This window comes from Mycobacterium riyadhense (genome assembly GCF_963853645.1).
In the GTDB taxonomy this organism is placed as follows: Bacteria; Actinomycetota; Actinomycetes; order Mycobacteriales; family Mycobacteriaceae; genus Mycobacterium; species Mycobacterium riyadhense.
On sequence record NZ_OY970456.1, the window covers coordinates 1,202,318 to 1,227,680 of the forward strand.

Genomic DNA, 25,363 nt, shown 5'->3' on the forward strand with positions numbered 1-25,363 from the left:
GCGTCTGCTCGCGCAACCTAAGCCGAGCGAGGAATACCCCGGGTGCGGCCGATGCTGCCCTTCAGGAGTAGATCCCGCTCGGATTCCGAAAGGCCGCCCCACACGCCGTATGGCTCGGCGACCTCCAGCGCGTGAGAACGGCACTCTTCGATCACCGGACAGCGGCGGCACATTTCCTTAGCGCGCTGTTCGCGTTGCATACGGGCACGGCCACGTTCACCGTCGGGATGGAAGAACATCGATGAGTCGACGCCGCGGCACAGGCCCTGCAATTGCCAGTTCCAGATATCGGCGTTGGGGCCAGGTAGCTGCTCCGGCTGTGGCATTGCTGATTCCCTCTCTACGCGGCACACCCAAAGTGGAGGTCAAGCTCGCGAACGCGCGAGTTGTGCTACTGAAATTCAAGTGGCGTCACCGATGACTACCCGTCAACGGTAGACGCTAGGGGCGACGCCGAATTTCCGTCAATAGGCGTCAGATCGAGCAAAATACAGGACCGTTGTTGGAGAATTAACTTTGCGTTCATCTGTCGCGCATTTGACGAACGCAAGACGTGCTAGAGGCAGGGGTTCCAAATCGGGTTTTCCCAGCTCACATCGGTACTGTGAAGAACCTGTAATTAGCGCATAGATGGCTGTGAGTAATGTTCCGGTAACCCAGAAACCACAAAGTTTTTACTACCTCGGGTGCAGCTATCACGGTGATTGAAACTCGTCACACTTCGGCCGATCCCGCGGTATCTGGCGGTTTGAAGTTCCCGGCAGGGGGACTACCGGGCGCTAGGACGCCGCTGATGTAATGGCCCCTGGTGGGTTGGCGTCGACGGCGTCCGAATTCTGACCCGTGACGGCATCTGAAAATTGACCCCTTGGATGGTCGGTCGGTGGTGGGGTCAGGCAATCGCCCAGCCCGCGGCTCCGTGGTGTAGGCCCAGGGCGGCCAGTCGGGCGAGGTTGATGGCGCCGGCTCGGGCCAGGATGTCGGTCAGGATGCGTTTGTGTCCGCGGCAGCGGGCTCTTCGGCCACCCCAGGGGCGGTGGGTGAAGTGGCTGATCTTGCGTTCCACCACCGGCCGATAGGTCCGGTAGTCCTGCTGCCAGGCCGGATCTCGTTGGCGCGCTTTGGCGTGCTGCAGCGCGGCTTCCCGCGGGTGAATGCTGATCACGCGCCCCCGACGGGACTTCGTGCACTCCGCCCGCAACGGACACGACTGACACAGCACACCGAAGCGCGCCACGGGGTGACGCACACCAGCGCGGATGCTCACGGTGTGATCAGCCGGGCAGGTGACGGTGCGGCCGGCCAGATCAATCCTGAACTGGTCTTTGGAATAGCCGTTGGCGTTGCGCACCGGAGGCACTTTGGCGCGCATGTCATGACCCCGCTGGGTCTGCTCATCCAGCGTAGCCCCGCCGGCGTAGGCCGAATCCCCATACACCTCAAACCCTTTGGACCCCGAACCATTCTGTGAGTCGCTACCGTCGTCATCGTCATCGTCCGATTCGGCATCGGCAGGTGCGCCCGCGACGGGTTCGTTCAGCAGCTCGTCGATGACCTCGCGATCGGCGGTGTTGGCCGCGGTGATGGCCACATTGGTGATCAGCTCCTCATCCGGATCCACACTGAGGTGACTTTTGTAACCGTCGAAGGTACGGGCCCGTGACTTGTGCCCGTGGCGGGCCTCGACATCGACGGTGGAGATCAGCCGATCCCGGGCCACCCGCCGGGCGATACGAAACACCCCATCCTCGCCGGCCTCGACGTCTTGGCCGGCCACCAACCCCAGCAGCTGGGCGGCTTCGGCGAGCGGCCCGTCCAACTCGCGGCCATCCAGCACCTCCAACGCCGCCTGGGCATCGCGGGCCAGCGCATCCACCAGCGACTCTCGGGCTTTCGGGTCGTCCCAGTCGCACGGCGGCTTACCCAGGCTGGCGTAGTCATCGTCGCGGGTCAGCACCTGCCGCACCGCACCCGCCAACGCAGGATCGGCCCGGTCAGCCACGGACAGTACTTTGCGGATCGCGGCCCGCAACTGGATCACCGTGTCCTGAGTGGCCACCGCATCAAACAACGGGGTGGAATCCAACACCCGCCGCCGTCCCCGTAACAACCCGGCCGCTTGGGCGGTGGTATTGACGTCATCGAACAACCGCCGCGGCCGATCGGACTTCCGCAGCCGGTTGCGCATCCCAACGAGCACCGTGGGGTGAAAAGCCTCCGCCCCCACTGTCAACCCGGCAGCGGCCTTCCAACGCAAGTCGAAAGCCAGCCGGTCACACGCTTCCCGATCCGACAAGCCCTCGTAGGCCTGCAACAGCATCACCGTGGCCACCACGCGCGCCGGCACAGTCGGGCGGCCCCGCGTCGAGGCCTTGAACAAGTCGGCGAAATAGTCATCGCCGAACAGCGCGCCGCCGTGCTCGGCCAACAGCCGATAGATGCTGCCCTCGGGCAACTGATCACCCACCAGAAGCATCGCGTCATCGAACCGGCCCTGCCGATTCTCACATCCCAACGCCACCCACCGATCCTCATGGCACACCCGCGCCAAACCCGGTCAGGCACGCCGAAACCCGGGCCACTAAATCAGCAGCGTCCTAGGCCGCCGGGACGATCCCAAGCTCGTTGGCCAATTGCGTTGCCATATCTACCAACTGGGCCGCCAACGCCGGGTTGCTGGCCTGCAGCTGGGTGAACACCGCCATCAACTGGGCGGCCAGCGCGGGATTGTTCTGCACCTGCGCTACCAGGCTGGTCACCAACTGCGGATTGCTGGCCAACAACCCAAACAAACTGGTCGCCAAGGCCGGATTGCTCGCCAACACCGGCACGACGCTGGTCAACAGCGCCGGATTGTTCAAAGCCGCGGTGACCGCGCCGTCCAACAACGCCGGATTGCCCGCGACCGCCGCGACCTGTTGGGCCAGCGCCGCACTCTGAACCGCATCCAGGGTGGCGCCCACCTGGGCGGTCGCAGCCGTGGCCACCTGCTGAACGGCTGCGGTCGCGCTATCGGCCGCTCCGTTCACCGCGACTGCAACCTGATTGACCACGGGTGCGATGGCCGCTGTCGCGGCGGCCACGATTGGGGTGTCCGCAATGGCCTTGACCACAGGCTCGACGGCGGCCGCCGCGCGTGCAATCGCCTGAGCCACGGGCACAAGGACGGCGGGCACGCCGGTAAACGTCGCGCCCATCTCGGTGGCCATCGGCCCAACGGTAGCCATGACGCCCACCGGCAGCAGGGCCGCGATCAGGCCGTACTCAATTGCCGTGGCCGCCGGGTTGGGCATAGCCGCGGCCGGCGCCGGTACGGCTCCCGCCGGGCTGGCCCCGACCGCGGCGGCAACCTGGCCGGGCAGGGCGCGCAGCGCCTGGCCCCACGGCATCAGCTGCTGGGCCACCGCGGAAGCCCCGCCGTGATAGCTCAGCATCGCTGCCACATCTTGGGCCCACATCTCCTCGTATTCGGCCTCATTGACCGCGATCGCCGGGGCGTTAAACCCGAACAGGTTTGAGACCACCAGCGACACCAGCCGAGTCCGGTTGGACGCGATTGCCAACGGATGCACCACTGCGCCCCGCGCCGCCTCAAAGACGGCTGCCACCGCTTTGGCCCCTACCGCCGCGCCCCCTGCCTGGGTCGCCGCCGCGTCGAGCCACTGTGCGTATGGGGCCGCCACGGCCACCATCGCCGCCGACGCCGGACCTTGCCACGAGGAAGTTGCCAAGCCGGAGATCATCGATGAAAACGAGTTCGCCGCCGTCCCCAATTCGTCGGCCAACCCCTCCCAAGCCGCCGCGGCCGCCAACATTGGCGCCGAGCCCGCACCGGCGTACATCTGTGCCGAAACGATCTCCGGCGCCGACACCAAGAAACTCATCACCGCCACCTTCCTGCCGGCTTCCCGGCGTGACCGCCGCAACAATGGCGGTCTCGAGGATTACTTACACAAACCCCCGTTCACGCCGATCCGCCGCACGAATTTCACCCAAGTGGGCGCGTCACACGGTGCCGACAATTCATCGGTAGCCTTCGCTTCTATCGGCGCGGAATCCTTAGCAGGATCGCAGCGCGCAGCAACGGCCACCGCCATTAGTGCTCGCGTTGTCACCACCACACACCACGCCCTTTCCGTCGAAGCGCTGGGCGATCGACCGGTCACTCAAGAACCGTGACGATAGAGAACTTTATGGCTATTCGCGACCAAATGGTGGTCGTTTTCACAATCCATGCCGGCAAATTCCCGATACCCGCCACCCCGACTACCGGGGGCGAAAGGCCAGGTCGCGATCGAGCATGCATGATGGTCACCGTGATCCTAGGGATCAGCCCGCGGTGGCTTAACGGGTGCCCTTTCCTCGGGAATTGTCGAAACATCAGCGACACCGGCAATTCCGTGGTAAAAGGGCGCCTCTGTTGCTACGACGCACGCGGCAACTGCACCAGTGGAATCAGGCCAGAACGCGGCTATCCCGGTGGGTAAAACTCGCAACACCGGGGCCGCTGCGACGCGGTTAGCGGATGCCGCCTTTGGCAACCAACCAGGCATCTGGCCGCTGCCGGCTGCCACCACGTCACACCAGCTGTGGCTGCGGGCCGTGGCCGCCGGCGGGCAGGGGCGCTATGGCTGCGCCTACAGCGATCTGGAGATGCTGCGACGTCGCGTTGCGGCCGGCCCGGTGGCCTCGCTGGCGCACAGCACCCAAGGATCGTTGTTGCGCCAGCTCGGCTGGCACACGTTGGCGCGGGGCTGGGACGGTCGTGCCCTGGCGCTGGCCGGCGCCGATCCCGAGGCCCGTGCCGATGCCCTCATCGGACTGGCGGCCGACGCGCTTGGTGTCGGCCGCCTCGCCGCAGCACAGACATTGCTGACTCGCGCCGAGTCGCTAGAGGTGTCCGAGCGGTTGGCGGTGCGCAGGCTCTGGGTCGCCGCGGAGCTGGCGATGGCCGCCGGCGACGGGGCAACCGCCGTCCGCCGCGCCGAGGAAGCCGTCGCACAGGCACGCGCCATGACCTTCGCGTCGGTGCGACACCAGGTCAAGAGTGACGTCGTGCTGGCCGCCGCGCTGTGCAGCGCCGGAGTCGTCGCGCGGGCCCGCCACGTGGGTCTCGAAGCGCTGGATGCCACCGGTCGGTTCGGGCTGATACCGCTTCGTTGGGCGGTGGCTTGCTTGCTGATCGATACCGGAAGCGTCACGGTTGGGCCAAAACAGGTGCGCGAACTCACCAAAATTCGGGATATTTGCGCAGGCCAGGTGCGGCGCGCCGGTGGAAGCTGGCGTACCGCTTGAAACCCGGTGTGGCCGTTATTGTCTAGCTGTGTCTTAGCCCGGGATGTGTCCGGACCGTAACGTTGGAGAGACCGCCGTCGATGACAATTGAAGGGGAACGTCTCGACGCTGTGGTTGCGGAAGCCGTGGCTGGGGACCGGAACGCGCTTCGGGAGGTGCTGGAGACCATCCGCCCAATTGTTGTGCGATACTGCCGAGCCCGAGTCGGTACGGTCGAGCGGAGTGGCCTGTCAGCAGATGACGTGGCACAGGAGGTGTGCTTGGCCACCATAACGGCGCTGCCGCGCTACCGGGACCGAGGACGCCCCTTCCTGGCCTTCCTGTATGGCATTGCCGCACACAAGGTCGCCGACGCCCATCGGGCCGCTGGTCGTGACCGTGCCTATCCCGCCGAGTCGGTTCCCGAGCGCCGCTGCGCCGACGCTGGCCCGGAACAGCGGGCCATCGAGGCCGACTCGGTCACCAGGATGAACGAATTGCTCGAGATCTTGCCCGCCAAGCAGCGCGAGATCCTTATCCTGCGCGTCGTCGTCGGCCTCTCCGCCGAGGAGACCGCGGCCGCCGTCGGCAGCACCACGGGGGCGGTCCGGGTGGCGCAACACCGCGCACTTCAGCGACTCAAAGACGAAATCGTTGCGGCAGGTGACTATGCGTGAATTTGGATATGCCTTCGGCGATCGGCCGGGTTTGGACGATGTGGCCCGTACTGATCTGCTCCTCGACGCGCTCGCGGAGCGTGACGACTTTGACCTCGACGATGCACACGACGATGCGCTGGCCGCCCTGCTAGGGGAGTGGCGCGACGACTTGCGGTGGCCGCCAGCCAGCGCGCTGGTATCGCAGGACGAGGCAGTCGAGGCACTGATCGCCGGTGTCGACGAGCGCCGACGTGCTCGTCGCGCACTGGCCGCGGTCGGGTCGGTGGCTGCGACGCTCTTGGCGCTGAGCGGGTTTGGCGCCCTGGTGGCCGATGCCCGCCCGGGGGACGCGTTGTATGGCCTGCACGCGATGATCTTCAACGAACCGCGGGTCAATGACGATCAGATCCTGTTGTCCGCCAAGGCCGATCTGGCGAAGGTCGAGCAGATGATCGCCCAAGGCCAGTGGGTCCAGGCCCAGACGCAGTTGGCCGAGGTCAGCAGCACCCTTCAGGCCGTGCCCGACGGCAGCCGCCGGCAGGACCTGCTACAAGAGGTGAATCAGCTGAACACGAAGGTGGAGAAACGCGATCCCAACGCGACTCTGCCACCGGCGAACTCGGTTAGCCCGCTGGCTCCCGATATCGAGTCGCCGACGGCGTCGTCTCCGTCGGTATCTGAGTCGCCTACCTCATCGGGTGCGCCGGAATCGACATCGCCGACGGTCAGTCCGAGCGCGACCTCGCCGGCACCAACCACACGATCACCGAAACCGAAGCCGGGGCGGGCACCTGGTCCCTCAACGGGAGAATCGGCGGATGCGACGTCGCCGGCAACGACGAGTCCTACCCCTTAAACGCATCAGAGGTGGCGGCGGAATCCGTCCGCGTCTGATGCCGCTTCGTTCAGCGACGCGTCGGCGTATCCGCGGCAGTAATCCCACGTGACGTAGGAGTCCGGCTCCGGGTCGTAGGCCGGCTCATGGGGGCGGACGGTGCCGTCGATAAGCAGTTGCAGCAGGTTGGCACGCAACATGTCCCAGTCGTGATAGTGGTCTTGCTGGCACTCGTCACAGCACACCACGAGTCCGCGTATTCCCTTGTGCGCCAATAGGGACTCGTACACGGCTAGATCGGCTAGATCGGCCTCGACGGCCATCCGCTCTTGCTGATCCAGGGGTTGGCCCGGCTCGACGGCCTCCAACGCCGCCGACGGGTCACAGGGGTCGTCGGCGAACGGATCGGGCGGCAAACCCGGCGGGAGGTGGTCGCGCACGCCTCTACACTACGCAAGCGGGCATGGATAATGCCAGAAATTGAGATCCGTCCCCGTGCCGAGTTTCATGCCCGCCGTGGGTGAGCCGATAGGATGGGTTTCTCACTGACGCATGCGTATGGAGGGCTTCACCGATGTCCCGTGGCATGTCCCGCCTGGAAGACAGCTCCGACCTGGTCGGCAGCCCGTACGTGCATGACTCTCCTATTTCCGGCCTCACGGGTGACCCGGTGCCGACCGGCGGCGACGATCCACACAAGATAGCGATGCTGGGGCTGACGTTCGACGACGTTTTGTTGTTGCCCGCGGCTTCCGACGTGGTGCCGGCCAGTGCCGACACCTCCAGTCAGCTCACCAAGAGGATCCGGCTCAAGGTGCCGTTGGTCAGCTCGGCGATGGACACCGTCACCGAATCGCGGATGGCCATCGCGATGGCCCGCGCCGGCGGCATGGGGGTGCTGCACCGCAACCTGCCCGTCGCCGAACAAGCCGGCCAGGTCGAGATGGTGAAGCGATCCGAGGCCGGCATGGTCACCGATCCGGTCACCTGCCGTCCGGACAACACCTTGGCCCAGGTCGACGCGCTGTGTGCTCGGTTCCGGATCTCCGGCCTGCCCGTCGTCGACGACGACGGCGCGCTGGTGGGCATCATCACCAACCGCGACATGCGATTCGAGGTCGACCAGTCCAAGCAAGTCTCCGAGGTGATGACCAAAGCCCCGCTGATCACCGCCCAGGAGGGGGTCAGCGCGTCGGCGGCGCTGGGCCTGTTGCGCCGCAACAAGATCGAGAAGCTGCCCGTCGTCGACGGCCGCGGCAAGCTGACCGGACTGATCACCGTCAAGGACTTCGTCAAGACCGAACAACACCCGCTGGCCACCAAGGACAGCGACGGCCGGCTGCTGGTGGGCGCGGCCGTCGGCGTCGGCGGCGACGCCTGGGTTCGCGCGATGATGCTGGTCGACGCCGGGGCTGACGTCTTGGTCGTCGACACCGCACACGCCCACAACCGGCTGGTGCTCGACATGGTCAACAAGCTCAAGCTCGAAGTCGGCGACCGGGTCGAGGTGGTCGGCGGCAACGTCGCCACCAGGTCCGCGGCCGCCGCCCTGGTGGATGCCGGGGCCGACGCCGTGAAGGTCGGCGTGGGGCCGGGATCGATCTGCACCACGCGAGTGGTGGCTGGCGTCGGCGCGCCGCAGATTACCGCGATCTTGGAAGCAGTAGCGGCCTGTCGTCCGCATGGCGTGCCGGTGATCGCCGACGGTGGATTGCAGTACTCCGGGGACATCGCCAAGGCGTTGGCTGCCGGCGCGTCGACGGCCATGCTGGGCTCGTTGCTGGCCGGCACCGCAGAGGCGCCCGGCGAGCTGATCTTCGTCAACGGCAAGCAGTACAAGAGCTATCGCGGCATGGGGTCGCTGGGCGCGATGCAGGGCAGAGGCGGGGTGAAGTCGTTCTCCAAGGACCGCTACTTTGCCGATGACGCGCTTTCCGAAGACAAGTTGGTCCCCGAGGGCATCGAGGGCCGGGTGCCGTTCCGTGGTCCGCTCTCGTCGGTGATCCACCAATTGACCGGTGGCCTGCGTGCTGCGATGGGTTACACCGGCTCGCCCACCATTGAGGTGCTGCAGCAGGCGCAGTTTGTCCGGATCACGCCGGCGGGCCTCAAAGAGAGTCACCCGCACGACGTCGCGATGACGGTCGAAGCGCCCAACTACTACGCCCGCTGACGATGACCATGGTCGAGATCGGCATGGGCCGCAGCGCCCGTCGCACCTACGAACTCAGCGAAATCAACATCGTGCCGTCGCGCCGCACCCGGTCCTCGAAGGACGTATCCACCGCGTGGCAGCTCGACGCCTACCGGTTTGAGATCCCGGTGCTGGCGCACCCGACCGATGCACTGGTATCCCCGGAGTTCGCGATCGAGCTCGGCCGGCTCGGCGGGCTGGCGGTGCTCAACGGTGAAGGCCTGATCGGCCGGCACGCCGACGTGCAGGCCAAGATCGCCCAATTGGTCGAGGCCGCCGAGAAGGAGCCCGAGCCCTCGGCGGCGATCCGGCTGCTGCAGGAGTTGCATGCGGCGCCGCTGGACCCCGATCTGCTGGGCGCGGCGGTCGCGCGGATCCGCGAGGCCGGCGTGACCACCGCGGTGCGGGTCAGCCCGCAAAATGCCCAGGCGTTGACACCGGTGCTGCTACAGGCGGGCATCGACCTGCTGGTGATCCACGGCACGATCGTTTCCGCCGAACGAGTGGCCAGCGACGGTGAACCGCTGAACCTGAAAACCTTCATCGCCGAGCTCGACGTTCCCGTGGTTGCCGGCGGGGTGCTCGACCATCGCACCGCGCTGCATCTGATGCGCACCGGCGCCGCCGGGGTCATCGTCGGCTATGGCTCCACCCGCGGAGTGACCACCACCGACGAAGTGCTGGGCATCAGCGTGCCGATGGCCACCGCGATCGCCGACGCCGCCGCCGCGCGACGCGAATACCTCGACGAGACCGGCGGGCGCTACGTGCATGTGCTGGCCGACGGTGACATCCACACCTCCGGCGAGCTGGCCAAGGCCATCGCCTGCGGCGCCGACGCGGTGGTGCTGGGCACGCCGCTGGCCGAGGCCGCCGAGGCGCTCGGCGACGGGTGGTTCTGGCCGGCCGCAGCAGCGCACCCGTCGCTGCCGCGCGGGGCGCTGCTGCAGATCGCCGTTGGCGAGCGGCCGCCGCTGGAACGGGTCCTCAACGGGCCGTCCGACGACCCATTTGGTGCCCTGAATCTGGTCGGTGGTCTGCGCCGCTCGATGGCCAAGGCGGGTTACTGCGATCTCAAGGAGTTCCAGAAGGTCGGCCTGGCCGTCGGGAGTTAAGGTCACCCGTTTGGCGAAACCGCTGATGCCGTTCTCGCGATTGCCATAGTGTTTTGTTGCGCGGTGCATGAGTAGTGGTGCCGTTGTGTTGGCTCGCCGTGCGGCCAGGTGAGAACGGATCGCGTGATGAGTTTTTTGGCATTGCCTCCGGAGGTCAATTCCGCTCTGATGTTTGCCGGAGCCGGATCGGGTCCAACGCTGACGGCCGCGGCGGCCTGGGACGGGCTGGCCGCCGAGTTGGCTGATGCGGCGGCCTCGTTTTCCTCGGTTACCTCGGGGCTGGCCGCCGAATCCTGGCAGGGTCCGGCGGCGCTGGCGATGGCCGCCGCGGCAGCCCCCTATGCCGGCTGGCTGGACGCGGCGGCGACCCGCGCTGGGGTTGCGGCCGCGCAGGCCAAGGCGCTCGCGGGGGTGTTTGAGGCCGCACGAGCGGCCACGGTGCCGCTGGGGTTGGTGGCGGCCAACCGTGGTCAGTTGGTGTCGCTGGTGTTGTCGAATTTGTTTGGCCAGAACGCTCCGGCGATCGCGGCCACCGAGGCCGCCTACGAACAGTTGTGGGCACAGGACGTGGCCGCGATGGTCGGCTATCACGGCGGGGCCTCGGCGGTGGCCGCCGGGCTCGGGTCCTGGCAGCAGGCGTTGGCCGCGCCGCCCAGCCCCGCGGCGGCGACGGCTGCGGCGTTGGCCATCAGCAATACCGGCGTCGGGAACTTGAGCATTGGCAATATTGGCGGCTTCAACCTGGGCAGCGGCAACACCGGCTCCGGCAACCTGGGCAGCGGGAACATCGGCAACGCCAACCTGGGCGGCGGGAATACCGGCTTCTTCAACCTGGGCAGCGGAAACACCGGCAACACCAATCTCGGCAGCGGGAACCTCGGCAATCTCAACCTGGGCAGCGGAAACCGCGGAAACGGCAACTTCGGCTTAGGAAACGTAGTCGGCAATACCAACTTCGGCTTCGGAAACCGGTTCGGCGACGGCAACCTGGGCAGCGGAAACCTTGGCAGCACCAACTTCGGTAGCGGAAATCTCGGCTCGTTCAACTTTGGTAGCGGCAACACCGGCAATTCCAATATGGGGTTTGGGAACCTCGGCGACAACAACCTGGGCTTCGGCAACAACGGCAACAACAACATCGGTGTCGGGCTCACCGGCGACGGCCTGGTGGGAATCGGCCCGCTGAACTCGGGTATTGGAAACCTAGGCTTCGGGAACTCCGGCAATAACAACATGGGCTTCTTCAACTCGGGCGACAACAACGTCGGTTTCTTTAACTCCGGGAATGGCAACTTCGGCTTCGGGAACTCGGGTAACACCAACACCGGCTTCTGGAACGGGGGTTCTGTCAACACCGGCTTCGGCAACGGGAGCAACCAAAACTTCGGTTTCGGGAACGGAGGCCCCGGCAACGTTGGCGGCGGCAACTCCGGCGTTGGCAACGTGGGCTTCGCAAACTCCGGCACCGAAAACACCGGCAGCTTCAATTCGGGCGGCGACAACGGCCTCAACGGCGGAAACACGGGCAGCTTCAACTCCGGAGACGTCAACACCGGCTTCTTCAACTCGGGTTCCACCAACACGGGCCTGTTCAACTCGGGCAGCGTGAACACGGGCATCGGCAGCTCGCTCACGCAACCGGGTTCCATCTCGGGCTTCGGCAACACGGGCACCGGCGTCTCGGGCTTCAACAACTCCGGCACCGCGACCTCCGGTTTCCTGAACACGAACACCGGAGCGGGCCTTACCTCGGGTTTCAACAACTCGGGCGACTTCCACACCGGCTTCTCCAACTCCGGCTTCGGCAACGGGGGCGTCGCCAACACCGGCACCGCCAGCATCGGCATCGCCAACTCCGGCACGTCCAGCTCGGGTATCTCGAACTCGGGCAACAACAGCTCGGGGTTCTTCAACACCGGTGATATGCAGTCAGGATTCTTCCGTGGCGCGGGTCTTGCGGGTCCCGCGGCGGCGGCCAGCCTGGCCACGATCGGCGTTCCGCCCTTCAACCTGGGGATCGGCAACATCGGCGACTACAACCTGGGCAGCGGCAATACCGGCGACTCCAACCTCGGCAGCGGCAACATCGGCAACCTCAACCTAGGCGGCGGCAACACCGGTGACTCCAACGTCGGCGGTGGAAATACTGGCAACGCAAACCTGGGCAGCGGAAACAACGGCAATTCCAACCTGGGCATCGGAAACGGGGTCCTGGGGTCTGCCACTCCCAGCGACCAAAACATCGGTCTTGGAAACGTCGGCAGTCAAAACGTCGGCGCCGGCAACACCGGTGACCACAACATCGGCAGCGGAAACACGGGTAGCCACAACATGGGTGGCGGAAATATAGGTGACGGCAACAGGGGATCTGGCAACATCGGCGACAATAACGTCGGGTTTGGGAACCTGGGCAGCAATAATCTCGGCTTCGGCAATCAAGGCAACAACAACATTGGCATAGGGCTGACCGGCGATGGCCTGATGGGCATCGGCGGGTTGAACACCGGCATCGGCAACCTGGGTTTCGGCAACACTGGGAACAACAACATCGGCTTCTTTAATTCGGGCAATAACAACGTGGGCTTCTTCAACTCCGGAGATGGCAACTTCGGCTTTGCCAGCTCGGGAAACACCAACACGGGCTTCTGGAACTCGGGCGACACCAATACGGGCTTCGGGGACGCAGGAAATGGCAACGTTGGCTTCGGCAATGGCGGCGGCATCAACATGGGCGTGGGGAACTCGGGTGCGGGCAACACGGGTTTCGGAAACTCCGGGCTCCGCAATACCGGAACCCTCAACTCGGGCGACTTGAACACCGGCGACTTCAATGCGGGTTCCGTCAACACGGGGTGGGGGAACTCGGGCGATACCAACACCGGCATGTTCAATTCGGGCGACTTGAACACATTCATCGGCAGCTCGGTCACCCAAAGTGGTCCGAACTCGGGCTTCGGTAACACGGGCACCGGCAACTCGGGCTTCAATAACTCGGGCGATGGCAGCTCGGGCTTCCAGAACACGCAGGTTCCGACCACCAGAACCCTGCCGCCGCCATTACCGCCATTTCCCGTCCCGTTTGATCTCGGGAACTCGGGTTTCCTGAACTCGGGCCAGGGCACCACGGGTTTCTTTAACTCGGGCGACGGCTTCAACGTGGGCTTCTTCAACATGGGCTTCGCCAACACCGGCATCGCCAACTCGGGCAACAATGGCTTTGTGTTCCTCCCGCCCCTGACTATCAGCACCACGTCGGGCTTCGGCAACTCGGGCGCCTTTACCTCGGGTGCGTTCAACACCGTTGACAACCAGTCGGGTTTCTTCCACTTCTGACCCACGGAGGCGACTTAGGGGTAGCTGATTAACGGGCCGGATGTAAAGAAGTTCATACTGCTGCGATGAAGCCGGATTACGACGTCCTGATTATCGGGTCAGGTTTTGGGGGCAGCGTCAGCGCGCTGCGGCTGACGGAAAAGGGCTATCGGGTGGGGGTGCTGGAGGCCGGCCGCCGCTACGCCGACGAGGATTTCGCCAAGACATCCTGGAATCTGCGCAAGTTCTTGTGGGCGCCGAAGCTGGGCTGCTACGGCATCCAGCGGATCCACCCGCTGCGCAATGTGATGATCCTGGCCGGTGCCGGAGTCGGCGGCGGCTCGCTGAACTACGCCAACACCCTGTACGTACCGCCGGACCCGTTCTTTGCCGACCAGCAGTGGCGCCACATCACCGACTGGCGGGCGGAACTGATGCCGCATTACGAGCAGGCGCAACGAATGCTGGGCGTGGTGTACAACCCGACCTTCACCGACGCCGACCGGATCGTCAAAGAGGTCGCCGACGAGATGGGGTTCGGCGACACCTTCGTGCCGACCCCGGTCGGGGTGTTCTTCGGTCCCGACGGCACCAAGACGCCGGGTGAGACCGTCCCCGACCCGTATTTCGGCGGCGCCGGGCCGGCGCGCACCGGCTGCCTGGAATGCGGCTGCTGCATGACGGGCTGCCGCCACGGCGCCAAGAACACCCTGCTGAAAAACTACCTTGGCCTCGCGGAATCAGCTGGCGCACAAGTGATTCCGATGACGACGGTGAAAGGGTTCGAGCAGCGTCCCGACGGGTTGTGGGAGGTTCGCACCGTGCGTACCGGCAGCTGGGTGCGCCGCGGCCGGCGTACGCTCACCGCCACGCACCTGATCCTGGCCGCGGGCACCTGGGGAACCCAGCACCTGTTGTTCAGGATGCGAGACAAGGGAAAGCTGCCGAGACTGTCCAAACGACTGGGCGTGTTGACCCGGACCAACTCCGAGTCGATCGTCGGCGCGGCCCGACTCACGGTCTCACCGGACCTGGACTTGACCCATGGCGTTGCGATCACGTCGTCAATTCACCCGACGTCGGACACCCACATCGAACCCGTCCGGTACGGCAAGGGCTCCAACGCGATGGGGCTGCTGCAGACCTTGATGACCGACGGCCCAGGGCCCGAGGGGCCCGATGAGACCTACGTGCCGCGGTGGAAACAGCTTTTACACCAAGCCGGCGAAGATCCGCGTCACATGCTGCGGCTGCTCAATCCTCGCCAGTGGAGCGAGCGCACCATGATCGCGCTGGTCATGCAGCATCTGGACAACTCGATTACCACGTTCACCAAGCGCGGCAAGCTGGGCATCCGCTGGTACTCCAGCAAGCAGGGCCACGGTGAGCCGAACCCGACGTGGATCCCGATCGGCAACGAGGTCACCCGCCGCATCGCCGAGAAGATCGACGGCGTGGCCGGCGGTACCTGGGGCGAGCTGTTCAACATCCCGCTGACCGCGCACTTCCTCGGCGGCGCGGTGATCGGCGACAGCCCCGAGCATGGGGTCATCGACCCGTATCACCGCGTCTACGGCTATCCGACGCTGTTCGTGGTGGATGGCGCCGCGATCTCGGCGAACCTGGGTGTCAACCCGTCACTGTCCATCGCCGCGCAAGCCGAGCGGGCCGCCTCGTTGTGGCCGAACAAGGATGAAAACGATCGGCGACCGCTGCAGGGCGATGCATACCGCCGGATGGACCCGATCGAACCCGAGCACCCGGTGGTGCCCGCCGACGCCCCGGGTGCGCTGCGCTGGCTGCCGGTCGATCCGGTCAGCAGCGCGGGTTAGTCAGCTTGCGATTGCCAGCGGTGCGCCGCTGACCACGCGGCTGCGCTGTCCGTGCACATTGACGGGCACGTCGCCCATCAGGGTGACCCGGTGCATCAGCCGGTACTGGTTGTCGTAGTCGTCGACCGCCCGGTGCTGGGTCGCCCGGTTGTCCCAGACGGCGACGTCACCGGGTTCCCAGTTCCAGCGGACGGTGTTCTCGGGCATAGTGATTCGCCGTTGTAGCAACTCAAGCAGCAGGCTTGATTCGTGGCGGTCCAGGCCGACGAAGTCTTGCACGAAGGCCCCCGCCAGCAGCGCGCGCTCACCGGTCTCAGGGTGTACTCGCACCACGGGGTGCTCGGTCTGGTAGGCGAGATCCTCAATCGCGCGGCGATATGTCTGTTGTGTGTCGGTCAGAGATTCGGTGGGCACGTAGTCGAAACGGCTGGTATGCACCGCCCACAGATTTTGGGTTAGGCACTTGAGCGGTTCCGGCAGCTCCGCATAGGCCGCAGCGGTGTTGGCCCACAGCGTCGACCCGCCATAGCTGGGCAGCGCGACTGCGCGCAGTACCGATGCCGCGGGGTAGTTGGCGGCAAACGTGACGTCGGCGTGCCAGCGGTTCGCCTTGGCGTGTTCGGAATTGATCGGCGTAATGATCGGCGTGTCCGGCACGGCCGCGATCGCGGCGGGGTGGCCGATCGGGGTACCCAGCAACCCGGCGAACGCAAGCTGTTTGTCGTTGTCGAGGTGGTGTTGGCGGCGGAAGAAGATCACCTTGTGCGCCAGTAATGCCGCACGGATCTCGTCGACCGCGGCTGGGGCAAGATCCCCCCCGAGGCGCACCCCCTTGATTTCGGCCCCGATACGGCTACCCAGCTTCTTGACTGCTATCAAATGCGGCATTGCTGTCGTCCTTTTGGAGAAAGTGATGTAGTCAATTGACTACATCGCCTAATGTAGTCATGTGACTACACACACGTCAACGGCGCACCGGGGGATGCCCACCGGCCGCGAAGAGGTGGCGGCGGCGGTATTGGAGGCCGCTGCCGACATGTTCGCCGAACGCGGTCCGGCGGCGACGTCGATCCGCGACATCGGCGCGCGATCGAAGGTCAACCACGGACTGGTGTTTCGCCACTTCGGCACCAAAGACCAGCTCGTTGGCGCCGTACTCGACTACCTGGGCGAGAAGTTGGCCGATCTGCTGCACTCAGAGGCGTCCGCTGAAGTCATCGAACGATCCCTGGACCGGCACATGCGGGTTATGGCCCGGTCACTGCTCGACGGCTATCCGGCGGGTCGGCTGCAAACGCGCTTTCCCAATGTTGCGGAGATGCTCGACGAGGTGCGCCCACGCCACGACAGTGACTCCAGCGCTCGGCTTGCGGTCGCCAATGCCCTTGCGCTGCAATTCGGTTGGCGGTTGTTTGCGCCTATCCTGCGCTCGGCGACCGGTCTTGACGAGGTGGCGGACGACGAACTGCGAGCGGCCGTGGCGGCGGAGCTGGCCCGAATCGTCGAACCGCATTGATGTTAGGGGACGTGACATAAAAATCCTGATCCTGACCGACAACGTCCACGCCCATGCCCTCGCGGTCGAACTGCAAGCCAGGTATGGCGATATCGACATCTATCAGTCCCCCATTGGCGGCCTGCCGAACGTCCCGCGAGTTGATGTCAGCGACCGCGTCGCGGAAATCGTAGAGCGATATGACCTCGTCTTTTCCCTGCACTGCAAGCAAAAGTTCCCGGCCGCTTTAATCGATGGGGTCCGATGTGTGAATGTCCATCCGGGTTTCAATCCGTACAACCGCGGCTGGTTTCCACAGGTCTTCTCGATCATCGACGGGCAAAAAGTCGGGGTGACGATCCATGAGATCGACGACCAATTGGACCACGGCCCGATCATCGCTCAGCGGGAATGTGCGATCGAGTCCTGGGATTCCTCGGGAAGTGTGTATGCCAAGTTGATGGATGTCGAGCGAGAGTTGGTGCTCGAACATTTCGACGCCATCCGGGACGGCAGCTACATGGCTATACCGCCGGCAATCGAGGGCAACCTCAACCTGAAAAGGGATTTCGAACGACTCCGCCAGCTGGACCTCAACGAGCGCGGAACGTTTGGGCAGTTCTTGAATCGCCTACGCGCGTTGACGCACGATGATTTCCGCAATGCCTGGTTCGTCGATGCGTCAGGCCGCAAGGTGTTTGTCCGCGTCGTGCTCGAACCGGAACTCCGCCCCGACCGCTAGGTTATGTTAGCCTTCGCTAATTTGTGCGTCTGCGGAAAGGTGAGTGCATGCTGCCCGGCGTTGCTGTACCCGCCTTCGACATCGTCTTCATCGGCAGCGGGGTCGCGTGCTCCATGACCCTGCTGGAAATGGCCGATGCTTTGCTGAGCAGCCCAACGGCGCCGCCCAAGCTGCGCATCGCGGTTGTGGAGCGGGACGAGCAGTTCTGGTGCGGAATCGCCTATGGCCGACGCTCCAGCATCGGTTCGCTTGCCATTCAGAAGCTCGACGATTTCGCCGACGAGCCCGAAAAGTCCGCCTACAGCGCCTGGCTGGAGCGCAACAAGCAGCGCTGGCTGGGTTTCTTCCAGCAGGCCGGGGGCGAAGCCGCGGCGCGCTGGATCTGCGACAATCGCGAAGCGCTGGACGGCAACCGGTGGGGCGAGCTCTATCTGCCGCGCTTTGCGTTCGGTGCTTTTATCTCCGAGCAGGTGAATGCCGCCATCGTCACGCTCGGCGTGCGCGATCTGGCCGAAATCGTGACCATCCGCGCCGATGCCATGACCGCCGATTGCGCAGCCGGCCGCTACGTGATCGGACTGAACCCGTCGGGAGACGGTCCGACGGCAATTGCCGCAGACAAGGTGGTCGTTTCCATCGGCAGCCCGCCGACTAAAGCGATCTTTGCGGGCGAGTCTGAGCCCGCGTTCACCTATATCAACGATTTCTACTCCCCCGGCGGGGAGAGCAACCTGGAGCGGCTACGCCAGTCGCTCGACCGGGTCGAGCCGCTCGAGAAGCGCAACGTGCTGGTCGTGGGCTCCAACGCCACCTCGCTCGAAGCGCTCTACCTGATGCGTCACGACCCGCGCATCCGCGAACGAGTCCATTCCATCACCGTCATCTCACGCTCCGGCGCGCTGCCCTACCAGATCTGCGACGAGCCAACGGAATTCGAATTCCCGCGGCTTAGCACGTTGCTCTCCGCGGAAGCGGTAGCTGCGGCGGATCTCATGTCTGCGATCCGCGAGGATCTCGGCACGGCCGCAGAACGCTCGTTGAACATCGCCGATTTGTACGACTCCGTTGGCGCCCTGCTGCGGCAGGCATTGCACAAGATGGATCTCGCGCAGCAGGAAGAGTTCTTCTGTACGCACGGCATGAACTTCACCAAGTTGGTGCGGCGCGCGGGACGCGATTGCCGCCAGGCATCGGAGGAGTTGGCCGCCGACGGCACGCTGAGCCTGCTCGCCGGCGAAGTGGTGCGCGTGGATGCATGCGCTTCCGGCCAGCCGTTCGCCACCATGACCTACCGAGCCGCGGGAGCCGAGCACAGCCACCCCGTCCCCTTCGCGGCGGTGGTGAATTGTGGCGGTTTCGAAGAGCTGGATGGGTGTTCCTCGCCGTTCCTTGTCGGCGCGATGCGGAACGGGCTTTGCCGACCCAACCGCACCAACCGTGGCCTCCTGGTGAACGACGACTTCGAAGCCAGCCCGGACTTTTGCGTCATCGGGCCCCTCGTCGGCGGGAATTTCAATCCCAAGATCCGCTTTTGGCACGTGGAGAGCGCGCCCCGGATCCGCTCGCTGGCGAAATCGCTGGCGGCCAGCCTGCTCGCATCGCTGAAGCCCGCTACCGCGGTCTGTTGCTGAGCCGGATGCAGCTCGTGGACGCTGGTCGCTTCATCCGACGCCTGGGCCACCTGGGACCAGGTCAATGCAACCTATGCGGGAGTCGGGTCCGCTTCAGAAGCGTCAGTCGCATGCTGGGCCGCACCCTGGCCAAGCACAACTTTCCATACTCCCTCGACGACTTCGAGACCTTGAACCATCGCCGGTACCTGTGCCCGGTGTGCGGTTCCACCGACCGGGACCGGCTCTACAAGCTCTATATAGACCGCTTCCTGGAGCCCGATGGGCTGCGACGGGTTGTCGAATTTGCCCCCGCGGCACCCCTTTCGGCGTTTTTGCGCAGCCGCGGCGACCTCCAATACCGATCCGCCGACCTGATGATGCCCGGCGTGGATGACGTCGTTGACATCACGGACATGCCGAACTATGCCGACGATTCGTTCGACTTCTTCATCTGCTCCCACGTTCTCGAGCACGTCTGCGATGACGGCCGCGCGCTGAGCGAGCTCTACCGGATACTGGCGCCTGGCGGGCGCGGCATCATCATGACCCCGGTGACGCCGAACGGTAGCTTCGACGAGGATCCCTCAGTGACCGATGAGGGGGAGCGGTGGCGCCGTTTTGCCCAGGGCGACCATCTGCGACTCTACGATCGCTCCACTCTGTGCTCGCGAATCCGCCGGCACGGGTTTGAGCTTTTCGCGGTTGACCAGCTCACCTTCAGCCAAGAGGCGTTTTCTCGGCACGCTATTGCACCCGGTTCGGTTCTTTACGTCGTGCACAAGCGGCGCTTGACGCGGGCGGAGTAAGTACGCGCGTTGTTGCGCCAAGTCTTTAGTTTGGTAGCGACTCGGTGTTCCAGCCGGCGCCACCGCGTTTGCGTCCACCGGTGCTGCAGGGACAGCATTGCCATCCGCGGATGGTCCGCGATGGACTCCTGCAGAGCGGCGCGACCTCTGGGGCCCGGCACCTTAGCCATCTCGCCGAGGAACATGTCGGACACCCGACCGATGATCTTCTCGCGCGCATGGTCGCCGGGGAACAGGTCCAGCATCGCCTCGAGCATCGCCGTCATCCCATGGCCGTGCACCTCCCAGAACTTCTGGTGGTCGCGATCGCAGTCATACCAAATGCCCTGCGGGTGGCGGCGGTAGACCGCCATCGTCTCGGGCAGCATGGCGATTCCGCCGTTTACCGCATGCCGAACATGCAGGTACCAATCGATCGGCATGATGTCGGGCGGGATGTCGTCGTAGCTTTGTTGGCGGCGGTAAACGACCGAGTTGGTCTGGATGAAGTTCCGTGCAATGAGGGCATCCAAGCTCAGGTCGCGGCGCCACTTGGTCGGCGGGAACTCTGCGGGAGGCGTCCCGTCGTCGTGAATCACTCGTACGGGATGGAAGCACACGGCGATCTCGGGGTGCTCGTCCAAGAGTTCCACCTGCTTGGCCAGCTTGCGCGGATCGGTCCAGTAGTCGTCTCCCTCGCATAGCGCTACGTACTCACCTCGAGCCGCCGACAGGGTATTCACGAAATTCGCGTGAACGCCAATGTTCTTGGGCCGCAGGATCGGCCGAAACAGGTGGGGATGGCGATCGGCGTACTCCTGGATGATCGCCGGCGTACGGTCCGTGGAGGCATCGTCGGCGACGATCATCTCCACCGGGAAATCGGTATTTTGGGCGACGAAGCCGTCCAGCGCCTCGCGGATGAAGGCCTCGTGGTTGTAGGTGATCGACACCACGCTCACCTTGGGTGCGGGGCCGGTAAGCGTCTCAGCCAACGCGAACCTGCCCTTCCCGCACCGCGGCAACGACCCGGGCCACGTCATCGGAGGCCATGTGGTCATGGACGGGCAGCGACACGATGCGCGAGCAAATGCTAGTTGTGACGGCCAGGTCGGTCGACGCTACTAACTCGGGGTTGGTCACGAAATACCGATGCAGGTGTTGTGGTGGGTTGTAGTAGTCGCGCGCTTCGATCGCGTGTCGGTGCAGGTTAGCCATGACCGCGGTCTTGTGCTGAACTGACGTGCAGCAAGCGCTCGCGAAGCAGAGCGACGAAGCCTCGGCATTGTTCTGGAAGCGCACACCCACGTCGGCCAGACCGGCGCGATAGGACTCGAAGACCTGGCGGCGACTCGCGAGCCGGTCATCAAGCCCGACTAGCTGGCGCAGGCCAATGGCGGCGCTGATTTCCGGCAGCTTCCCGTTCATCCCAATCTGGATCGACTCGCGCGTTTTCACGAAGCCGAAGTTCTGGAACTTGTATGCCTGGTCGACGAGCCGTGGATCGCGAGAAGCCAGTGCGCCGCCCTCGCCGACCGCGAATGGCTTCGTCGCATGGAGCGAAAAGATCTCGCACGCACCACGTGCACCGACGCGCGCGCCGTCGGCGTACGCCGAGCCGAAGCCGGCCGCGGAGTCGACGACCATCGGGAGCTCCCATTCGGCGGCGAGGGCCTCCCAGGAATCGACCTGGGGGTTGCCGACCCCGAACACGTTGACGAGCACGATCCCCGCGATTCGGTCTCGGTGGCGTTCGAGGACGGCACGCGCCGAGTGGACGCATGGCTGCCAGGTGTCGGCGTCGATGTCGATGAACCACGGCCGGTACCCAGTCCATAGCGCAGCCTGGGCTACGCCGACGAACGTGAACGACGGCATGAGCACGTAACGGTCCCGCGTGCCCGCACCGAAGGTGACGTGGAGTGCCGCGATGAGTGCAATGGTGCCGTTCGCGAGGGTGGCAACGTGCAGATCAGGTCCGAGGTAGTCGCCTAGGGCGCGAGCGAATTGCCGCTCCTTGGGGCCGAAGTTTGTGTACCAGTTGGTATCGGCGATATGGGCGAAGTCTTCAGCGAGCTGGTCTGCCCCGGGAAAGGTCGGGCGGATGAACGGGATCTTTGAGATCGTCGCGCCAGCCGTCTCGGACATTGATCCGAAGTCGGCGGGTGCCGCGCGCGACACGGACAGCGGCGCCAGCACCGGGCTGTCGAACGTTCGAATGTCCATATATGAGAAAGGGTGGCCTGAGATCTTGAGTCGAAGACCTTAGGTTAGCCTGGCCTTCCGAAATTGTCACTTTGGCGCGGGTCGCTACTTCTGGTGCGCAGGCGATGCCGTCACGGCGGACTTGGCCATGGCCCGCCGGTGGAATGGCTCCCGGCCGGGCGGCTGTGGCGGTGCCGGCAGCAGCGGTTCCCGGTGCCGTACGGTCAGCGTTGTCGGCGAATCGGTATCCAGCGCGAGATCTTTGCCGGCATGCCGGATGGTCAACTTGCCGCCTGGACCGTCGCGCAGGGTGTAGGTCACGTCGGCGTGTTTGACGTCGACGGTCAGCCGGTACCCTTGCCAGCGCAGCCGGAACCGCAGGCATGAGATCCCGTCGGGGAGGTGGGGATCGATCGACAGGATGCCCTCGTCGTCACGCAGGCCACCGAAGCCGGCAACCAGCGCTGTCCAGGCACCGGCCAGCGAAGCCATGTGCAAGCCGTCGCGGGTGTTCTGGTGCAGATCGCGCAGGTCGATCAGCGCGGCCTCGTAGGCGTAGTCATGGGCCAGCTCCAGGTGGCCGACGTCCGCGCACATCACCGCTTGGGTGCAGGCCGATAGCGAGGAGTCGCGCACCATGCGCCGCTCGTAGTAGTCGACGTTGCGCGCCTTCTGTTCGGGGGTGAAGGCGTGGCTCTGCCACTGCATCGCCAGCACCAGATCGGCCTGCTTGATCACCTGCGTGGGGTACAGCCGCACGTAGGCTTCGTGCAACAGCAACGGGTAGGTGGTGTTGGCTTCGAAGTCCCACTCCGCGAAGGTGGTGAATCCCTCGCATTGCTGATGCACACCCAGTTCCTCGTCGTAGGGGATGTGGGTGGCTGCGGCTGCGTCCCGCCAGGCGGCCATTTCCTCTGTGGTGACGCCGAATTCAGCTGCCTTGTCGGGGTGACGGGTGCTGGCGTCGGCGGCGGTGAGCAAGTTGTGGGCGGCCATCAGGTTGGTGAACACGTTGTCGCGGACGATCGCCGTGTACTCGTCGGGACCGGTGACGCCGTCGAGGTGCCAGACGCCGTGCCGGTCATGGTGGCCCAGCGACATCCACAATCGGGCGGTCTCGATGAGCACCTCAAGGCCACACTCGGCTTCCAGCGAGTGGTCACCGGTGACGGTGCGGTAGCGCTCGAAGGCCATCGCGATGTCGGCGTTGATGTGCCAGGCCGCGGTGCCGGCCGGCCAGTAGGCCGAGCACTCCTGGCCGCGAATCGTTCGCCAGGGGAAAGCGGCGCCGTTGAGGCCGAGTTCGGCCGCTCTTTCCCGAGCCAGGTTCAAGGTTGATGCCCGCCAGCGCAGGGCATCTGCGACCGCGTGCGGCAATGTGTAGGTCAGCACCGGCAGCACGAAACCCTCGGTGTCCCAAAATGCGTGGCCGTCATAGCCGGTGCCGGTGAGCCCCTTGCTGGGGATGGCACGGCGTTCGGCACGTGCGCTGGCCTGCAACAGGTGGAAGAGCCCGAATCGCACCGCTTGCTGGGATTCCGGGTCACCCTCGACCTCCACGTCCGCGGAGTCCCAGAAGTCGTCGAGGTAGGCCCGCTGCGCGTCGACCAGTCCCTGCCATCCGCTGTAGCGGGCGCTGTGCAGCGCGGCGGCGGCCTGGTCACGTAGCGCGGGACGGGAGCGCAGGCTGGACCACCCATATGCCAGGTATTTGACGATGCGCAACTTCTGTCCCGGGCGCAGCCCGCAGATCACGGTGGTGCGGGCCAAGTCGGCCCGTGCGTCGGTGGAGATCTCGACCCGCCCCGGGACTTCTACCTCATGATCCATCGTGGCGGCCATCATCAAGGCGCTGGCCCGGGTCCGGTGCATGAGAAGCGCTCCGCTGCCGCTGCTTTCGTGTTCGACGGCCTCCAGCGGGTGTTCCAGAATGGCCGAAACCCGTGGGTCGTCGGAGGTCTCTGGTTGGTCTTCGTTGGTGACCAATTCGGATTGCACGGTTACTCGGGCGAATTCGCCGACGGCTTCCACCACGTACTCGATGGCCGCGACGCTGCGCTGGACCAGCGACACCATCCTGGTTGACACCACTTTGACCTGCTTGCCGGTGGGGGAGCACCAGTGCGCGCGGCGGGTCATCGTTCCCGCGCGCAGGTCGAGAATCCGCTCGTGGTCGATCAATTCGCCGTAGCGCACGTCGAATGGCTCGTCGTCGACCATCAGGCGAATGATCTTGCCGTTGGTGACGTCGACGACGGTTTGGCCGGCCTCCGGATAGCCATATCCGGCCTCTGCGTATGGCAGCGGCCGGATTTCGTAAAAGGAGTTCAAATAGGTGCCCGGCAGGCCGTAGGGTTCGCCTTCGTCGAGGTTGCCGCGCAACCCGATGTGCCCGTTGGACAACGCGAATAGCGACTCGGACTGGGCCAACAGGTTCAGGTTCAGCCGGGTCTCCCGGACCTGCCACGGCTCTACCGGAAATGCTTCTTCGGTGATCATGACTGCAGCAGTTCGCCGAGATCGGTAACCACTATGTCGGCGCCACTGCGGCGCAATTCCTCGGCCTGGCCCACTCTGTCGACGCCCACTACGAAGCCGAAGCTGCCGGCGCGGCCGGCGGCCACGCCTGACAGAGCGTCCTCGAAAACGGCCGCGGCGTTGGGCGCGACGTCGAGCAATTGTGCTCCGCGCAGGAACGAGTCGGGGGCGGGCTTGCCGGCGATGTGTTCTTCGCGCAGCGTGACGCCGTCCACCCGCTGCTGGACGAACCGGTCCAGGCCGGTGATTTTCAGCACGTCGCGGGTGTTGGCGCTGGAGGACACCACGGCGATACCCAGACCCGCGTCGGAGGCCGCCTCTAGATAACGCCGCGACCCGTCGAACACTTTGACGCCGTCTTGCTGCAAGACCTTCTGGAACATCTCATTCTTGCGATTGCCCAGCCCGTGTACCGTCTCGGCGTCGCCGGGGTCGTCGGGATTGCCTTCGGGCAGTTTGATTTTCCGGCTACTAAGAAATGACCGGACCCCGTCTTCGCGTTTCTTGCCGTCCACGTACTGCCGATAGTCAGTGGCCGGATCGAACGGAACGAACGCATCGCCAGTGCGTTGCGCCCGTTGGGACAGGTACGCGTCGAACATGGCCTTCCAAGCCTTGGTGTGCACGCTCGCGGTATCGGTGAGCACACCATCAAGGTCGAACAGGCAGGCGCGCACGTTCTCGGGCAGACCTAGCTCGACGACGATGCGGTCCGCTTGCGGACCGTTGAGGAGTCGGGCAATCCAACCCAGCACGGGGACCCT

20 protein-coding genes are annotated in these 25,363 nt (G+C 64.9%); 11 read left to right on the plus strand and 9 right to left on the minus strand.

The window, feature by feature from the left end; all coding sequences use genetic code 11:
• Positions 1-17: 17 nt before the first annotated feature.
• From AADZ78_RS05530 to AADZ78_RS05540, 3 genes are all read right to left on the minus strand, one after another.
• Complete coding sequence (locus AADZ78_RS05530; RefSeq protein WP_204081136.1) at positions 18-326, minus strand: WhiB family transcriptional regulator; 309 nt, start codon at positions 324-326, stop codon at positions 18-20.
• Positions 327-892: 566 nt separating this feature from the next.
• Positions 893-2,521, minus strand: coding sequence for a transposase (locus AADZ78_RS05535; protein ID WP_085250103.1), 1,629 nt, complete (start codon positions 2,519-2,521; stop codon positions 893-895).
• A gap of 76 nt (positions 2,522-2,597) precedes the next feature.
• Positions 2,598-3,887 carry a PPE family protein gene (locus tag AADZ78_RS05540; protein WP_239655376.1) on the minus strand — a complete coding sequence of 430 codons (1,290 nt, stop codon included), beginning with the start codon at positions 3,885-3,887 and terminating at the stop codon, positions 2,598-2,600.
• Between the two features lie 592 nt (positions 3,888-4,479).
• On the opposite strand from AADZ78_RS05540, the gene AADZ78_RS05545 reads away from it, so the two are divergent.
• The 3 genes from AADZ78_RS05545 to AADZ78_RS05555 all read left to right on the plus strand — a co-directional run bounded on the left by AADZ78_RS05545 (position 4,480) and on the right by AADZ78_RS05555 (position 6,789).
• Positions 4,480-5,295: a hypothetical protein gene (locus AADZ78_RS05545; RefSeq protein WP_085251234.1), complete on the plus strand. Its 816-nt coding sequence runs from the start codon at positions 4,480-4,482 to the stop codon at positions 5,293-5,295.
• Between the two features lie 80 nt (positions 5,296-5,375).
• Entirely contained in the window at positions 5,376-5,951 is a 576-nt protein-coding gene (sigD, locus tag AADZ78_RS05550) for an ECF RNA polymerase sigma factor SigD (protein ID WP_085251211.1), read from the plus strand.
• Positions 5,944-6,789, plus strand: a complete 846-nt coding sequence (locus AADZ78_RS05555; RefSeq protein WP_085251212.1) for an anti-sigma-D factor RsdA — start codon at positions 5,944-5,946, stop codon at positions 6,787-6,789. Before sigD ends, AADZ78_RS05555 begins: the two co-directional genes overlap by 8 nt.
• A gap of 5 nt (positions 6,790-6,794) precedes the next feature.
• On the opposite strand, the gene AADZ78_RS05560 is transcribed toward AADZ78_RS05555, so the two are convergent.
• Positions 6,795-7,208, minus strand: a complete 414-nt coding sequence (locus tag AADZ78_RS05560) for a DUF5319 domain-containing protein (protein ID WP_085251213.1) — start codon at positions 7,206-7,208, stop codon at positions 6,795-6,797.
• A gap of 134 nt (positions 7,209-7,342) precedes the next feature.
• On the opposite strand from AADZ78_RS05560, the gene guaB reads away from it, so the two are divergent.
• The 4 genes from guaB to AADZ78_RS05580 all read left to right on the plus strand — a co-directional run bounded on the left by guaB (position 7,343) and on the right by AADZ78_RS05580 (position 15,221).
• Positions 7,343-8,941 carry an IMP dehydrogenase gene (guaB, locus tag AADZ78_RS05565; RefSeq protein ID WP_085251214.1) on the plus strand — a complete coding sequence of 533 codons (1,599 nt, stop codon included), beginning with the start codon at positions 7,343-7,345 and terminating at the stop codon, positions 8,939-8,941.
• A gap of 8 nt (positions 8,942-8,949) precedes the next feature.
• The gene (locus AADZ78_RS05570; RefSeq protein ID WP_085251235.1) at positions 8,950-10,077 is read left to right on the plus strand and encodes a GuaB3 family IMP dehydrogenase-related protein; all 1,128 of its coding nucleotides are present in this window, start codon (positions 8,950-8,952) and stop codon (positions 10,075-10,077) included.
• Positions 10,078-10,203: 126 nt separating this feature from the next.
• Positions 10,204-13,410, plus strand: coding sequence for a PPE family protein (locus AADZ78_RS05575; protein WP_085251215.1), 3,207 nt, complete (start codon positions 10,204-10,206; stop codon positions 13,408-13,410).
• A 65-nt stretch (positions 13,411-13,475) separates the two neighbouring features.
• Positions 13,476-15,221 carry a GMC oxidoreductase gene (locus tag AADZ78_RS05580; RefSeq protein WP_085251216.1) on the plus strand — a complete coding sequence of 582 codons (1,746 nt, stop codon included), beginning with the start codon at positions 13,476-13,478 and terminating at the stop codon, positions 15,219-15,221.
• Here the strand turns inward: AADZ78_RS05580 and AADZ78_RS05585 are convergent, their stop codons facing one another.
• Positions 15,222-16,109 carry a TauD/TfdA dioxygenase family protein gene (locus AADZ78_RS05585; RefSeq protein WP_085251217.1) on the minus strand — a complete coding sequence of 296 codons (888 nt, stop codon included), beginning with the start codon at positions 16,107-16,109 and terminating at the stop codon, positions 15,222-15,224.
• Positions 16,110-16,203: 94 nt separating this feature from the next.
• Between AADZ78_RS05585 and AADZ78_RS05590 the strand changes: the two genes are divergently transcribed.
• The 4 genes from AADZ78_RS05590 to AADZ78_RS05605 all read left to right on the plus strand — a co-directional run bounded on the left by AADZ78_RS05590 (position 16,204) and on the right by AADZ78_RS05605 (position 19,877).
• On the plus strand, positions 16,204-16,737 hold the full coding sequence (locus AADZ78_RS05590; protein WP_276063631.1) for a TetR/AcrR family transcriptional regulator: 534 nt from the start codon (positions 16,204-16,206) through the stop codon (positions 16,735-16,737).
• Between the two features lie 16 nt (positions 16,738-16,753).
• The gene (locus AADZ78_RS05595) at positions 16,754-17,458 is read left to right on the plus strand and encodes a dTDP-4-amino-4,6-dideoxyglucose formyltransferase (protein ID WP_085251236.1); all 705 of its coding nucleotides are present in this window, start codon (positions 16,754-16,756) and stop codon (positions 17,456-17,458) included.
• A gap of 47 nt (positions 17,459-17,505) precedes the next feature.
• Complete coding sequence (locus AADZ78_RS05600) at positions 17,506-19,089, plus strand: FAD/NAD(P)-binding protein (RefSeq protein ID WP_085251219.1); 1,584 nt, start codon at positions 17,506-17,508, stop codon at positions 19,087-19,089.
• 110 nt (positions 19,090-19,199) lie between these two features.
• The gene (locus AADZ78_RS05605; RefSeq protein WP_085251220.1) at positions 19,200-19,877 is read left to right on the plus strand and encodes a class I SAM-dependent methyltransferase; all 678 of its coding nucleotides are present in this window, start codon (positions 19,200-19,202) and stop codon (positions 19,875-19,877) included.
• Here AADZ78_RS05605 and AADZ78_RS05610 read toward each other — a convergent pair.
• From AADZ78_RS05610 to AADZ78_RS05625, 4 genes are all read right to left on the minus strand, one after another.
• Positions 19,838-20,818: a glycosyltransferase gene (locus tag AADZ78_RS05610; protein WP_204903524.1), complete on the minus strand. Its 981-nt coding sequence runs from the start codon at positions 20,816-20,818 to the stop codon at positions 19,838-19,840. The genes AADZ78_RS05605 and AADZ78_RS05610 overlap by 40 nt on opposite strands.
• Before the next feature lie 25 nt (positions 20,819-20,843).
• Positions 20,844-22,082, minus strand: a complete 1,239-nt coding sequence (locus AADZ78_RS05615) for a DegT/DnrJ/EryC1/StrS family aminotransferase (protein WP_085251222.1) — start codon at positions 22,080-22,082, stop codon at positions 20,844-20,846.
• Between the two features lie 84 nt (positions 22,083-22,166).
• Positions 22,167-24,560 (minus strand): glycoside hydrolase family 65 protein, encoded by a 2,394-nt coding sequence (locus AADZ78_RS05620; RefSeq protein WP_085251223.1) that lies wholly within the window; start codon positions 24,558-24,560, stop codon positions 22,167-22,169.
• A complete protein-coding gene (locus AADZ78_RS05625) occupies positions 24,557-25,342 on the minus strand; it encodes a beta-phosphoglucomutase family hydrolase (protein WP_204809106.1) in 786 nt (261 codons plus the stop codon). The genes AADZ78_RS05620 and AADZ78_RS05625 overlap by 4 nt, the downstream gene beginning before the upstream one ends.
• Positions 25,343-25,363 lie beyond the last annotated feature (21 nt).

Coding starts and splice junctions, on each gene's coding strand:
- AADZ78_RS05530 (WP_204081136.1), bottom strand. CDS start 326: ATGCCACAGCCGGAGCAGCTACCTGGCCCCAACGCCGATATCTGGAAC.
- sigD (WP_085251211.1), top strand. CDS start 5,376: ATGACAATTGAAGGGGAACGTCTCGACGCTGTGGTTGCGGAAGCCGTG.
- AADZ78_RS05555 (WP_085251212.1), top strand. CDS start 5,944: ATGCGTGAATTTGGATATGCCTTCGGCGATCGGCCGGGTTTGGACGAT.
- guaB (WP_085251214.1), top strand. CDS start 7,343: ATGTCCCGTGGCATGTCCCGCCTGGAAGACAGCTCCGACCTGGTCGGC.
- AADZ78_RS05570 (WP_085251235.1), top strand. CDS start 8,950: ATGGTCGAGATCGGCATGGGCCGCAGCGCCCGTCGCACCTACGAACTC.
- AADZ78_RS05575 (WP_085251215.1), top strand. CDS start 10,204: ATGAGTTTTTTGGCATTGCCTCCGGAGGTCAATTCCGCTCTGATGTTT.
- AADZ78_RS05580 (WP_085251216.1), top strand. CDS start 13,476: ATGAAGCCGGATTACGACGTCCTGATTATCGGGTCAGGTTTTGGGGGC.
- AADZ78_RS05585 (WP_085251217.1), bottom strand. CDS start 16,109: ATGCCGCATTTGATAGCAGTCAAGAAGCTGGGTAGCCGTATCGGGGCC.
- AADZ78_RS05590 (WP_276063631.1), top strand. CDS start 16,204: ATGCCCACCGGCCGCGAAGAGGTGGCGGCGGCGGTATTGGAGGCCGCT.
- AADZ78_RS05600 (WP_085251219.1), top strand. CDS start 17,506: ATGCTGCCCGGCGTTGCTGTACCCGCCTTCGACATCGTCTTCATCGGC.
- AADZ78_RS05605 (WP_085251220.1), top strand. CDS start 19,200: ATGCTGGGCCGCACCCTGGCCAAGCACAACTTTCCATACTCCCTCGAC.
- AADZ78_RS05615 (WP_085251222.1), bottom strand. CDS start 22,082: ATGGACATTCGAACGTTCGACAGCCCGGTGCTGGCGCCGCTGTCCGTG.
- AADZ78_RS05620 (WP_085251223.1), bottom strand. CDS start 24,560: ATGATCACCGAAGAAGCATTTCCGGTAGAGCCGTGGCAGGTCCGGGAG.